9 protein-coding genes and 1 tRNA gene are annotated in these 13,087 nt (G+C 71.0%); 2 read left to right on the forward strand and 8 right to left on the reverse strand.

Features of this window, described 5'->3' with window-relative positions:
• Nucleotides 1-172: 172 nt before the first annotated feature.
• From pknB to ACZ4EF_RS35240, 6 genes are all read right to left on the reverse strand, one after another.
• Complete coding sequence (gene pknB / locus ACZ4EF_RS35215) at nucleotides 173-2,164, reverse strand: Stk1 family PASTA domain-containing Ser/Thr kinase (protein ID WP_391158751.1); 1,992 nt, start codon at nucleotides 2,162-2,164, stop codon at nucleotides 173-175.
• A gap of 264 nt (nucleotides 2,165-2,428) precedes the next feature.
• Entirely contained in the window at nucleotides 2,429-3,895 is a 1,467-nt protein-coding gene (locus ACZ4EF_RS35220) for a peptidoglycan D,D-transpeptidase FtsI family protein (RefSeq protein WP_355336701.1), read from the reverse strand.
• Complete coding sequence (locus ACZ4EF_RS35225; RefSeq protein WP_355336702.1) at nucleotides 3,892-5,277, reverse strand: FtsW/RodA/SpoVE family cell cycle protein; 1,386 nt, start codon at nucleotides 5,275-5,277, stop codon at nucleotides 3,892-3,894. The genes ACZ4EF_RS35220 and ACZ4EF_RS35225 overlap by 4 nt, the downstream gene beginning before the upstream one ends.
• 79 nt (nucleotides 5,278-5,356) lie before the next feature.
• Nucleotides 5,357-6,895, reverse strand: a complete 1,539-nt coding sequence (locus tag ACZ4EF_RS35230; RefSeq protein ID WP_467508293.1) for a Stp1/IreP family PP2C-type Ser/Thr phosphatase — start codon at nucleotides 6,893-6,895, stop codon at nucleotides 5,357-5,359.
• A gap of 57 nt (nucleotides 6,896-6,952) precedes the next feature.
• Nucleotides 6,953-7,480, reverse strand: a complete 528-nt coding sequence (locus ACZ4EF_RS35235; RefSeq protein WP_355336703.1) for an FHA domain-containing protein FhaB/FipA — start codon at nucleotides 7,478-7,480, stop codon at nucleotides 6,953-6,955.
• Nucleotides 7,481-7,490: 10 nt separating this feature from the next.
• Entirely contained in the window at nucleotides 7,491-8,414 is a 924-nt protein-coding gene (locus ACZ4EF_RS35240) for a DUF3662 and FHA domain-containing protein (protein WP_355336704.1), read from the reverse strand.
• A 416-nt stretch (nucleotides 8,415-8,830) separates the two neighbouring features.
• Here ACZ4EF_RS35240 and ACZ4EF_RS35245 point away from each other — a divergent pair.
• Together ACZ4EF_RS35245 and ACZ4EF_RS35250 are read left to right on the forward strand one after the other, a co-directional pair.
• Nucleotides 8,831-8,914: transfer RNA gene (locus ACZ4EF_RS35245), tRNA-Leu, on the forward strand.
• 307 nt (nucleotides 8,915-9,221) lie between these two features.
• The gene (locus ACZ4EF_RS35250; protein WP_355336705.1) at nucleotides 9,222-9,797 is read left to right on the forward strand and encodes a TerD family protein; all 576 of its coding nucleotides are present in this window, start codon (nucleotides 9,222-9,224) and stop codon (nucleotides 9,795-9,797) included.
• A gap of 235 nt (nucleotides 9,798-10,032) precedes the next feature.
• Here ACZ4EF_RS35250 and ACZ4EF_RS35255 read toward each other — a convergent pair whose 3' ends face one another.
• The gene (locus tag ACZ4EF_RS35255) at nucleotides 10,033-10,473 is read right to left on the reverse strand and encodes a MarR family winged helix-turn-helix transcriptional regulator (protein WP_355336706.1); all 441 of its coding nucleotides are present in this window, start codon (nucleotides 10,471-10,473) and stop codon (nucleotides 10,033-10,035) included.
• A 51-nt stretch (nucleotides 10,474-10,524) separates the two neighbouring features.
• The gene (locus tag ACZ4EF_RS35260; RefSeq protein ID WP_467508255.1) at nucleotides 10,525-12,969 is read right to left on the reverse strand and encodes an ATP-binding SpoIIE family protein phosphatase; all 2,445 of its coding nucleotides are present in this window, start codon (nucleotides 12,967-12,969) and stop codon (nucleotides 10,525-10,527) included.
• Nucleotides 12,970-13,087: the final 118 nt, after the last annotated feature.

A 13,087-nucleotide genomic window follows, 5' to 3' on the forward strand; every position in this document is an offset into this window, starting at 1 on the left:
CCACCGGCGTTACGCCACGGTCGAGCAGCTCGTCGGTGAGCGAGCGGTGAAATTCGAGTCTCCGCTGTACGGCCGGTCCGCGCCCCCCCCCCCCCCCCCCCCCCCCCCCCCCCCCCCCCCCCCCCCCCCCCCCCCCCCCCCCCCCCCCCCCCCCTTCACGTACTGCCGGGGGTCAGCCGCCCCCGCCGTTGCCGTTGCCGCCGACGGCGATCAGCTTGACCGGCTGGCCCTCGGAGAGCTGCGCGCCCGCTCCGGGGTCGACCGAGATGACCATGGCGTTGTCGCCGACCGGGTTGCCGCCGGGACCGACCGCGGAGACCTGGAGGTTCAGGCCGAGCCCGTCGAGTTCGGCCTTTGCCTGACCCACGGTCTTGCCACCCAGATCCCCGGGCATCTGCTTCTGCGGGTCCTGCGTCTGCGGCGGGCCGGACGAGACCGTCAGGACGATCGAGGTGTCCAGGGCGATCGGGCCCGCGCCCGGGTCCGGGGTCTGGGCGGTGACGCTGCCCTTGGCGGTCGTGTCCGAGGGGACGTCCTGCGGCGCGCGGGTGATGTTGGTGAAGCCCTGCGCCTTGAGCTGGGCGACCGCGTTGTCGTACGGGACGCCCTTGACGTCCGTGGGCGCCTTCTTCTCGGGGGCCACCGCGACGGTCAGCGTGATCGTCGTGCCCTTGGGCTGCTTCGTACCGGCCTTCGGGGTCTGGTCGAGGACGGTGTCCGGGTCTTCCGTGGTGGTCGTCTTGTTCTTGCGGTCGACCTCGAAGCCCTTGGCGGTGAGCTGGCTCGCCGCCGAGTCGTACTTGTCGTTCTTGACGTCCGGGACCTCGATCGGCGCCTGGCCCTTGGACAGGACGACCGTGACCGTCTTGTCGTCCGGGATCGCGGCGTCGGCGGCCGGGGTCTGCTTGCAGACGAGGTTCTTGTCGATGCTGTCGCAGAACTCGGCCGGACCCTGGACGATCTTCAGATCGACGTTGGTGGCCTTGGCCTGCGCGTCGGTGAGGGACGCGCCGACCAGATTCGGCACGGTGCCGTTGTCCGCGGCGCCGCTGCCGCTGAACAGCGCCTTGCCCAGGAAGATCGCGCCGACCAGGACCAGGATGCCCGCGACGACCAGCAGCACCGTGGAGGTGTTGTTGCCGCCCTTCTTCTGCCGGCGGCGGTCCGGGCGGTCGTCGTAGCCGTAACCGCCGTCCTCCTCGCGCAGCGGCGGAAGCATGGACGTGTGCTGGTCGTTCTGCGACGGCATCGCCGTGGTGGCCTGGCTGTCCGGGTAGCCGTACCCGTAGCCGACCGAGCCCATCGCCGCCGTGGCGGCCACCGGCTGCCCGTCGAGGGCCGCCTCGATGTCGGCCCGCATCTCGTCGGCCGACTGGTAGCGGTAGTTCGGGTCCTTGGTCAGCGCCTTGAGGACGATCGCGTCCATCGCGGGCGTGACCTCGGGGTCGTACACCGACGGCGGCTGCGGCTCCTCGCGCACGTGCTGGTAGGCCACCGCGACCGGGGAGTCGCCGACGAAGGGCGGCCGCACGGTCAGCAGTTCGTAGAGCAGGCAGCCGGTCGAGTACAGGTCGGAGCGGGCGTCGACCTGCTCGCCCTTGGCCTGCTCGGGGGAGAGGTACTGCGCGGTGCCGATCACGGCCGCGGTCTGCGTCATGGTCATACCGGAGTCGCCCATGGCGCGGGCGATGCCGAAGTCCATGACCTTGACCTGGCCGGTCCTGGTGAGCATGACGTTGGCGGGCTTGATGTCGCGGTGCACGATGCCGGCCCGGTGGCTGTACTCCAGGGCCTGGAGGATGCCGACCGTCATCTCCATGGCGCGCTCGGGCAGCAGCTTGCGTCCGGAGTGCAGCAGCTCACGCAGGGTGGAGCCGTCCACGTACTCCATGACGATGTACGGGATCGAGACCCCGTCGACGTAGTCCTCGCCGGTGTCGTACACGGCGACGATCGACGGGTGGTTGAGCGAGGCGGCCGACTGGGCCTCTCGGCGGAACCGGGCCTGGAACGACGGGTCGCGGGCGAGGTCCACCCGCAGCGTCTTCACGGCGACAGTGCGGCCGAGCCGGGTGTCATGGGCGAGGTACACCTCGGCCATGCCACCACGGCCGAGCACTGAGCCCAGCTCGTACCGGCCGCCGAGGCGACGCGGCTCTTCCATAGCTCTGCCCTCTCCTCAAACCCGTTCTTGACCCAAAACCGGTAATGCCGTGCCCTGCGGATGCTCGGGCATACGCTACCGGGCGTTTCTGGTCCCTTCGCGCCCTGCCCGCCCGCCGATACCCGACCGGTACCTGTCCGGTACGTGCGCCGGTCCCGGGGGCGGTGTCCGGACCGTTTCCGGCGCCGGGACCGGGCCTGACACCGGGTTCGACGCCGGGCCCGGGACCGTGCCGGGGGACCGGGCCTGCCGGGCGGCCGGCCCTCACTTGTTGAGGACGGCCTCCATGACCTTCTTGGCGATCGGCGCGGCCAGACCGCCACCGCTGACGTCGTCGTGGTTGGCCGCACCGTCCTCGACGACGACCGCGACGGCGACCGGCGACCCCTGGTCGGTCATCGCGTACGAGACGAACCAGGCGTACGGCGTGCCCTCGTTGTTGATGCCGTTCTGCGCGGTGCCGGTCTTGCCGCCGACCTTGACGCCGGAGATCTTGGCGTTGGTGCCGGTGCCGGAGTTGACCACCGTCTCCATCATCGTCTGGAGCTTCTGCGCGTTCTCCGGCGACAGCGGCTGCGACATCTCGCTCGGGTTGGTCTGCGAGATGGTGCTCAGATTCGGCGCCACCAGCTTGTCGACCATGTACGGCTTCATCAGCTTGCCGTTGTTGGCGATGGCCGAGGCGACCATCGCCATCTGGAGCGGAGTGGCCGCGGTGTCGAACTGGCCGATGGAGGAGAGCGCGACCTGGTCCTTGGTCATCTTGGTGTCGAAGTTGCTGGCGTTCGCGCGGACCGGGACGAACTGCTCCTTGTTGAAGCCGAACTTCTCCGCCTCGTCGACCATCGCCTGGAGGCCCACCTTGTCCGCGCCCAGGTGGCCGAAGACGGTGTTGCACGAAACCCGCAGGGCGTCGATCAGCGACGCTTCCTTGCAGGGGATGTTGCCCTCGTTCTTCAGCGGGGTCGTGGTGCCGGGAAGGATGTAGGGCAGCGGGGTGTCGGTCTTCGCGTTGATGTCGGTCACCGCGCCGTTCTCCAGCGCCGCGGCGGCCGTCACCAGCTTGAACGTCGAACCCGGCGGGTACGTCTGGCGCAGCGCGCGGTTCTGCGTCGGGTCGTCGGGGTCGTTCTTCTTGTCGAGCGCGACCCAGTTCTTCTCGTCGGTCTTGGAGTTGCCCGCGATGGTCGACGGGTCGTACGACGGGGTGCTCGCCATGGCCAGGATCGCGCCGGTGCCGGGGTCGAGCGCGACGACCGCGCCCTTCTTGTTCCCCAGGCCCTGGAACGCGGCCTTCTGCGCCTTGGCGTTCAGCGTCGTGACGACGTTGCCGCCCTGCTTCTCCTTGCCGGTCAGCAGGTCGATGGTGCGGTTGAAGAACAGCCGGTCGTCGTTGCCGGTGAGGAACTTGTCCTCGACGCCTTCGAGGAAGGTGGTGCCGAACGCCTGCGAGGCGTGGCCGGTGACCGGCGCCCACATCGGGCCGTCGACGTAGGTCCGCTTGAACTTGAAGTCGCTGCCCGTGGTCTCGGTGTGACCGGTGATCGCCTTGCCGCCGTCGACGATGATGTCGCCGCGCGGCTGGGCGTACTGGTTGATGGCGACCCGGCGGTTGTGCACGTCGTTGGAGAGCTGGTCGGCCTGGACGAACTGCACGTAGTTCACGCGCAGCAGAAGGGCGAGGACGAGCAGACCGCAGAAGACCGCGACCCGTCGGAGAGGCTTGTTCACTGGGTGCGCACCACCTGGGTCGGTTCGGCATCGGGGGAGGGGGCCGGGCTCGGGGCCGGACGGCGGGCGGTGTCGCTGATCCGCAGCAGGATCGCGACCAGCGCCCAGTTGGCGATCACCGAGGAGCCGCCCTGCGCCAGGAACGGCATGGTCATACCGGTCAGCGGGATGAGCCCGGTGACGCCGCCCGCGACCACGAAGACCTGGAGCGCGAAGGCGCCCGACAGGCCGATCGCCAGCAGCTTGCCGAACGGGTCGCGGGCCGCGAGGGCCGTCCGCACACCGCGCTCGATCAGCAGGGCGTACAGCAGCAGGACGGCCATCAGGCCCGCCAGGCCCAGCTCCTCGCCGACGGTGGCGAGGATGTAGTCGCTCTTCGGCGCGATGCCGCCGATCAGCCGGGAGTAGCCCTGGCCGAGTCCCGAGCCGAAGATGCCGCCGGAGCCGAACGCGTACATCGTCTGCGCGGTCTCGGTGACACCGCCGTTGGACGCCAGTTGCAGGGGGTGCAGCCAGTTGTGGACGCGCTCCTTGACGTGCGGCTCGATCGAGGAGACGACGACCGCGCCGCCCGCGCTGAGCAGCAGGCCGAAGACGATCCAGCTGGTCCGCTCGGTGGCGACGTACAGCATGATCACGAACAGGCCGAAGAAGAGCAGCGAGGTGCCGAGGTCGGTCTCGAAGACCAGGATCAGCAGGCTGATGCCCCAGATCACCAGGATCGGGCCGAGGTCGCGGCCACGCGGCAGGTACAGGCCCATGAAGCGGCGGCTGGCCAGCGCCAGCGCGTCCCGCTTGACCATCAGGTATCCGGCGAAGAAGACGGTGATGACGATCTTCGCGAACTCACCGGGCTGGAGCGAGCCGATGCCCGGCAGCGTGATCCAGATCTTCGCGCCGTTCACCCCGGGGAAGAAGATCGGCGCGACCAGCAGGGCCAGCGCCACCATCATCGAGATGTACGTGTACCGCTGGAGGATGCGGTGGTCCTTGAGGAAGACCAGCACGCCGACGAAGAGCGCCACTCCGAGCGTGGACCACATGAGCTGGTTGGGCGCCATGGCCTTGCCCAGCGACGGCTCCTGGTCGAGCCGCCAGATGAGCACCAGGCCGAGGCCGTTGAGCAGCGTGGCGATCGGCAGCATCAGCGGGTCGGCGTACGGCGCGAATTTACGGACCAGCAGGTGCGCGATCCCCGCGAGCAGGCCGAGGCCGAGGCCGTAGCTGAGCAGCCCCGCCGGGACCGAGTCGTTCTTGGCGAGCCCGACGTTGGCGTAGGCGAAGACCGGGATGAGCACCGCGAAGACCAGCAGCGCCAGTTCGGTGTTGCGACGGTTGGGCGCGCCGATCGACGTGATGGTGGTGGTGTTGCTGGCGCTCATGACGAGCCGACTCCTCCTGCTGGTCCCGCCGCCGGCGCGCTCGCCGGTCCCCGCGGGGCTTCCGGTGCGCGACCAGCCGCTACTGCTGGCTCGTACCGCACTGCTGGGCCAGCTTCTTCTCGTCGGGCGTCAGCGGCGGCGTGGGGTCCGCCGTCGGGGTGGCGCTGCTCTTCTTCGCGCCCGGCGTGCCGGTGGTGCCCGCTGCGGGCATCTTGTCCTCGGCGGCCTTCGCCGCCGCCTTGGCCTGGTCGGCGAGGGTCTTGGCCGTCGCGACCTTCTTGCAGACACCGGCCTGCGTCGCCAGCTCGTCGGCCTTGTCGGTGGCCTGGCCGAGGCTGCTGAGCGCGATGGTGTCCTGGACCTGCTTCTGCTGGTAGGCCGGTAGGTACTTGAGTTCGATGTCGGGGCGGTCCTTGTGGACCTTCGACAGCTTGATCCAGGCCAGCTTCTGGTCGATGCCCTGGTACACGGCGACGTGGTCGCCCTTGGCGCCGACGTAGTACTGCGTCTGCGTCCACGCGTAACCGCCGTACAGACCGCCGGCGATGACGGCGAGCACGATGACGGTGATCGCCGTGCGCTTGGGCCACTTACGGGTCTTGGCGGGCTTGGTCTGGCCGTCGTCGTCGTACGACCCGAAGGTGCCCAGCGGCGCGGCGCCGGCCGCGCCGGGTTCGCCGCTGCCGGGCGGGCCGAAGGAGCCCGCGGGGCCCTGCTGCTGCGGCGGGGGCGTACGGCCGAGCTCGGAGGCGCGCCCCGCCGGGGTCTGGAGGTGCCGCGGGTCGCTCAGCGGGAGCTGGGTCTCGGCGACCGCGCCGACGACCACCGGGGTGTCGTTGAGCTGTGCCGCCAGCGTGTCGCCGTCGTCGGTGTCCAGCACGTCCGCGACGATGCAGGTGATGTTGTCGGGTCCGCCGCCGCGCAGCGCGAGCTGGATCAGCTCCTGCACGGTCTCGTGCGGCGCCTGGTACCCGGCGAGGGTGTCCTCCAGCGTCTGGTGGCTGACGACGCCGGACAGGCCGTCGGAGCAGATCAGATACCGGTCGCCGACCCGCACCTCGCGGATCGACAGGTCGGGCTCGACGTGTTCGCCACTGCCCAGCGCGCGCATCAGCAGGGAGCGCTGCGGGTGGGTGGTGGCCTCCTCCTCGGTGATCCGGCCCTCGTCGACCAGCCGCTGCACCCAGGTGTGGTCCTGGGTGATCTGGGTGAGGACGCCGTCCCGGAGGAGATACGCGCGGGAGTCGCCGACGTGCACCAGGCCGAGCCGCTGGCCCGTCCACAGCAGCGCGGTCAGCGTGGTGCCCATGCCTTCGAGCTGCGGGTCCTCCTGGACCATGTGCAGCAGTTGGTCATTGGCCCGCTGCACGGCGGTGCCGAGCGAGGTGAGGATGTCGGAGCCGGGGATGTCGTCGTCGAGCGTGACGATGGTGGAGATCACCTCGGACGAGGCGACCTCGCCGGCGGCCTGTCCGCCCATGCCGTCGGCAATCGCGAGCAGACGCGGACCGGCGTAGCCGGAGTCCTCGTTCCCCTCGCGGATCATGCCCTTGTGCGAACCGGCGGCGAAACGCAGGCTCAAAGACATGCGCACCTCCCCCGTCGGCTCCGGGTACATCCGCACGCTGCCCACCCTCTCGCTCGCGCGTCGTGGCTCCGCTCGCCCATAGTGCGACTACTTCCGCAGCTCGATGACGGTCTTGCCGATGCGGATCGGCGCACCCAGCGGGACAGGGGTCGGCGTGGTCAGCCGGTTCCGGTCCAGATAGGTGCCGTTCGTGGATCCGAGGTCCTCGACGATCCACTGGCCGTCGCGGTCCGGGTAGATCCTGGCATGCCGACTGGACGCGTAGTCGTCGTCGAGCACAATCGTCGAGTCATGTGCCCGGCCGAGGGTGATCGTCTGGCCCTGCAACGCGACCGTCGTCCCCGCGAGCGAGCCCTCGGCGACCACCAGTTTGGTGGGGGCGCCGCGGCGCTGGCGGTTGTTCTGCGGCTGCTGCCGCGGCTGGGCCTGCGCGGCGGCGGCCTGCTGCTGGCGCTGCTGCGGAGGGCGCGACTGGCCGTCCCCGCGGCGCGCCGCTCGCTGGGTCACCCGGGTACCGAAGAGGTCGCTGCGGATGACCTGCACCGCGACGATCACGAACAGCCACAGAACGGCGAGGAAACCCAACCGCATGACCGTCAGGGTCAGCTCTGACATTGCCCCCGCTTCACCCTTCGGCTTGCCTGTACACGATGGTGGTGCTCCCCACGACAATGCGGGAGCCGTCGCGGAGCGTAGCGCGCGTGGTGTGCTGTCCGTCCACCACAATGCCGTTTGTCGACCCGAGGTCCTGGACCACGGACGGCGTTCCGACCCGGATCTCGCAGTGTTTGCGCGATACGCCCGGGTCGTCCACCCGCACGTCGGCCTCCGTGGAACGGCCGAGAACGAGCGTCGAGCGGGAGATCTGGTGGCGGTTGCCGTTGATCTCGATCCAGCGGCGGGTGGCCGCGCCGGGGGCCCCCGCGGGAGCGCCGGTGCCGGGCAGCCGCGTGACGGGCGCCACACCGTGACGGGCGCCACCGCCGCCGGGGGGCGGGGCCGCGGGCATCGGCGGCGGACCCGAGGGCCGCTGCGGTCCGCCGGGCTGCGCGTACGTCGGACGCTGCGGCGCCTGCGGCTGGTGCTGCGGGCTCTGCTGGTACGAGGGGGCGGCCGGGGCCTGGTGGGCGGCCTGGTGGGCGGCTTGGGGCGCGCCGCCCTGGTGCTGCGACTCGCTGGAGGCCAGCGTGCGGCTGCGCACCCGGTAGAGCCCGGTGTCCAGGTCGTCGGCCCGCTCCAGGTGCACCTTGATGGTGCCCATGAACGTGTAGCGCTGCTGCTTGGCGTAGTCGCGGACCATCCCGGCCAGCTCGTCGCCGAGCTGCACCGCGTACGGGCTCAGCCGCTCGAAGTCGCCGGAGCTGAGCTCCACGATGAAGTCGTTGGGCACGACGGTGCGGTCGCGGTTCCAGATCGTGGCGTTGTTGTCGCACTCGCGCTGGAGCGCGCCCGCGATCTCGACGGGCTGCACCTCGCTCTTGAACACTTTGGCGAAGGTGCCGTTCACCAGGCCCTCCAGGCGCTGCTCAAAGCGCTTCAGTACTCCCACGGGGCACCTCCCTCCTCGCGACCTTCCGGCCCAACGATTTCCGATACTGCTTACTGATCGTATCCACGCGCGGGAAAAACCTGTGGTTCCCCGAATCCCCTGGACCGGGCAGTGTCAACCCTCACACCGCCCGCGCCTCCTCCGCCGTCCCCCACTGGGATGGTAGATGCGCGTTCTGTCCATGGTGCCCGGTTCGCCGTCGTTCACCGCCGCCCTGTCCCCTCCCAGTGTCCCGCACCGCCCCCGGGTCCCTCTCCCACCTGCCCCCGCCCGGCTCCCGGCACTCCCCGGGCCGCCCGAACGCATGTGATTCCACCCCGGACCTCGTGCTAATCTTCTGCATGTCGGGAGGCCCTCCCACACCACTCGGACCCACCGGTCCGGACCGTGTGTGAGAATCAAACGGCAACACCCATGCGCGGGTGGCGGAATAGGCAGACGCGCTGGATTCAGGTTCCAGTGCCCGAAAGGGCGTGGGGGTTCAACTCCCCCCTCGCGCACAAAGAGGTACCGACGACACGGGCCTCCGGAAGTGACGAAAGTCGCGGCCGGGGGTCCGTTTCTCATTGCTCGGCGGGCCGCCTCCGGCCGGCAGGTCGCCTTCCCCCCGCCGATCCCCGCGGAGCGGTCACGGTGGACGGCCCCGCGCGGCGCATCCCGGTGACGTACTGAAGGCCCGGGGGATCGAACGGCGGCGAACGGTGGCATCGGGGCGGGAACCGGTGCAGGGTGGTGTGCGTTGGAGTCATTGGGCAAAGGAATCGTCAAGTGGCGCGGCCCGCGCCGGATTGAGCAGGGAGATACACCATGGGTGTCAGCCTCTCCAAGGGCGGCAATGTCTCACTGACCAAGGAGGCCCCCGGACTCACGGCGGTCACTGTCGGCCTGGGCTGGGACGTGCGCACGACCACCGGTTCGGACTTCGACCTGGACGCGAGCGCGCTGCTGCTCGACGCCACGGGCAAGGTCCTGTCGGACAAGCACTTCATCTTCTTCAACAATCTCAAGAGCCCGGACGGCTCCGTCGAGCACACCGGTGACAACCTCACCGGTGAGGGCGAGGGCGACGACGAGGCGGTCAAGGTCAATCTGGCCACCGTGCCCGCCGAGGTCGACAAGATCGTCTTCCCGGTCTCGATCTACGAGGGCGAGAGCCGTCAGCAGAGCTTCGGCCAGGTGCGCAACGCGTTCATCCGCGTCGTCAACCAGGCCGGCGGCGCCGAGATCGCCCGCTACGACCTCACCGAGGACGCCTCCACGGAGACCGCGATGGTCTTCGGCGAGCTGTACCGCAACGGCGCCGAGTGGAAGTTCCGGGCCGTCGGCCAGGGCTACGCCTCCGGTCTGCGCGGTATCGCCCAGGACTTCGGCGTCAACCTCTGACGTGACGCCGTCGTTTTCGACGCGGCGCTTGACGTAGAGTCGGGCTCGTAGCGGCCCCGCCCGCGACCGTGCAGGTCGCGGGCGGGGCCGTTTTCGCTTGTAGGGCCCGTGCTTTACGAGGCTGCGCGTGACGGGCCCGTGCGTGACGGGCCCCTGTGCGACGGGACCTTGTGAGGGGGCCTTGAAGGACGGGCCCTTGACGGACGGGACCTCGTAGGACGGGGCCGCCCGCGGGTTACGGCAGCGGGTGCGCCGCCGCGTCCGCGTTGTAGCGGACCAGATACGCGGCGAAGCGCGCCAGATCCTCCGGGTCCCAGGCGGCCAGCCGCTCCTGGAAGATCTCCTTGCGGCTGACCCGCGCCGCGGCCAGCGTCTCGATCCCGTGCTGCGCGAGGTGCAGCACCTGCACGCGGTGGTCGGTGGCGTCCACCCGGCGCTCGATGTACCCGAGCCGTTCCAGCGCGGCCACCTGGCGGCTGACCGTGGACTTGTCGAGCAGATAGTGCGCGGCGAGGTCCGTCGCCCGGCAGCCCTGCTGCTCCTCCAGGTGCGCGAGGATGGTGAACGACACCAGCGACAGTTCGGGGTGCATGCGCGCGGCCGTGGCACGCGCCCGGCGCGCGAAGGCGGTCAACTCCCGCTGGATGCTCTCCACGGACGCCTCCCGTGCGGACATCGCGGCCACTCCATCCCGTCTCCACCTGCGCCGTTGTGGGACGCAACGGTATCAAGCGGGCAACGGAAGTTCGAACCAGACGACCTTCCCGACCGCCTTCCTGCTGGTGCCCCAGCGCCGCGACAGATTCGACACCAGCGCCAGCCCGCGCCCCTGCTCGTCGTCGGCGTCCGCGCGCTGCAACTGGGGCAGATTGTGGTTGTCGTCGCTGACCTCGACCAGCAGCTTCCCGACCCGCATCAGCCGTAGCTCGACCTCGTACGAGGCGGCCCGGATCGCGTTGGTGACCAGCTCGCTGACCAGCAACTCCGTGGTGTCGCTGAGGCGTTCGAGGCCCCACGCGGCGAGCTGGCGGCGGGTCAGGTCGCGGGCGGTGGCGACCTCGGCGTGGTCGAGCCGCAGCGTCCACTCGGCCACGTCCCGCGGTGCGATGCCCTCGAACCGGGCGACGAGCAGCGCCACGTCGTCCCTGCGGTCCTCCGAGTGCAGGCGCGCGAGGATCTGCGCGCAGACGTCCTCGGGGGTCTGCTCCGGCTCGATGACGGTGGCGCACAGCGCGGCGAGCCCCGCGTCTATGCCCTGGCCGCGCACCTCGACGAGGCCGTCCGTGCACAGCACCAGCCAACTGCCGTCGGGCACCGGGATCTCCACCGTCTCGAACGGCACCCCGCCGACGCCGATCGGCGCGCCGCCGGGGATCTCCAGCAGCTCGGCCCGCCCGTCGTAACCGACCAGGACCGGCGGGATGTGACCGGCGTTGGCGAGAGTGAGGCTGCGGTGGATCGGGTCGTAGACGGCGTAGACGCAGGTGGCGAGGTGTTCGGTGCCGAGCCGGTGCGCGAGGTTGTCCAGGTGCCGCAGCAACTGGGCGGGCGGCAGGTCCAGGGCGGCCATGGTGATGACCGCCGTACGGAACTGGCCCATCACGGCCGCGGCCTGAAGGCCGTGGCCCATCACGTCGCCGACGATCAACGCCACACGCCCGCCGGGCAGTTGGATGGCGTCGAACCAGTCGCCGCCGACCTGGGCCTGCCGGTCGCCCGGCATGTAGTGGTGTGCGATCCGGACACCGGGAATCCGCGGCGGCCGGGTGGGCATCATCGAGCGTTGCAGCGTGGCGGCGGCGCGCGATTCCTGGCGGTGCAGGCGGGCGTTGTCGATGTGGACGGCGCCGCGCGCGACGACCTCGGTGGCCGTGGCGGCGTCCCGCGCGTCGAACGGGCGGCGGCCGGGGCCGCGCAGGAAGCAGACCCGGCCCAGTACGGTGCCGCGCGCGGTGAGCGGCGCCACGATCATCGAGTGTCCGGGCAGCAGCGGGCCGAGCGCGGGCACGCCGAGGTCGAGCGCTATGTCGGGTGCGACCGAGGAGTCCACGACGGGGACGAGGACGTGGTCGCCGAGCCGCGGCACGATCCCGTCGACGGCGAGGGAGAGCAACTCGCCCTCCGGCAGGGCCGTTTCCCACGGTCCGGGCGGTCCGTCGTGGGCGATGGCGACGCGCCGGACGAGCACGGTGGCGGCCGGGCGGTCGTCCTTGGGCGGTTCGGAGTCGGAGAAGAGCTGGTCCACGATCAGGACGGCCGCGAAGTCCGCGAAGCGCGGCACGGTCACCGCGCACAGCTCGCGGGCGGTGGTCTGGAGGTCGAGCGTGGAGCCGACCACCGCGCCGGTCTCGCGCAGCAGCGCCAACTGCTCGTCCAGCGCGGTGCCCGGCAGGTGGGAGCCGTAGGGGCGGCCGAGTACGTGGCCGCCGAGCGGGTGGGCGCCGGACGCGGGGCCGCCGGGTTCGGGTCCGAACGGGGCGTGTCCGTAGGGGGGTTGGCCGAAGGGGGCCTGGCCCGGTGGCGTGCCGAGCGGCTGGACGGACGGCGGGCCGCTGAGGACCGGGGCGAGGCCGGGCGCGAAGCCGGGGGCGAGACCAGGTGTGAACTCGGTCGGGGACAGCGGCTGTTGGCCGGTCAGGGCGTCCGCCGAGCCGTTGGGGCCGAGGTCGGAGGTCAGGGAGGTGAGGGAGGCGAAGGGCACGGCGGTCAGTGCCGAGGCGCTGGAACGGTCGCCTGCGGGGGCGGCCTCCGCGCCGCCGTTCGCCCCGTGGACGTACTCGGGGTCGTGGCCGGGGCCGTACGCGGCGGCGTGTCCGGGGGTCTGGTCGGGGGGCTGGTCGTGGCCGGGTCCGAGGCCGGGTCCGGGGCCGGGTCCGGGTGCGGGTCCGGGGCCGTGTTCCGCTCCGGGGCGCGGGCCGGGCAGCAACTCCCTGCGCAGGGACGGGTCCTGCTGGTCGGCGCGGGCGGCGGCGGCCATGCGGGCGTAGTCGTGCGGGGTGACCGGGAGCCGTGTGCCGCCGTCCACTTCGAGCGCCGGGGGACCGAGCGGCGCGATCTGCCGGACGAGCCGGTCGAGCCGTCCCGCGCTGACGCCGGGCAGTACGGTGCCCAGCCGGGCCGCGAGGGCCAGCGCCTGCGCCGGGTCGGCGACGCTGCCCAGGACGGCGGCCACCGAGATGTCCTGACGCTGCGGGCCTTCCGCGGTGTAGGGGAGTAAGCGACCGCCGAGCGCGATCCGCAGGCCGCCCGTGCGCAGCGGTTTGGCGTGCGCCGCGATGGCCAGCAGGCTG

The sequence above is a fragment of the Streptomyces sp. NPDC025721 genome, from assembly GCF_055558595.1.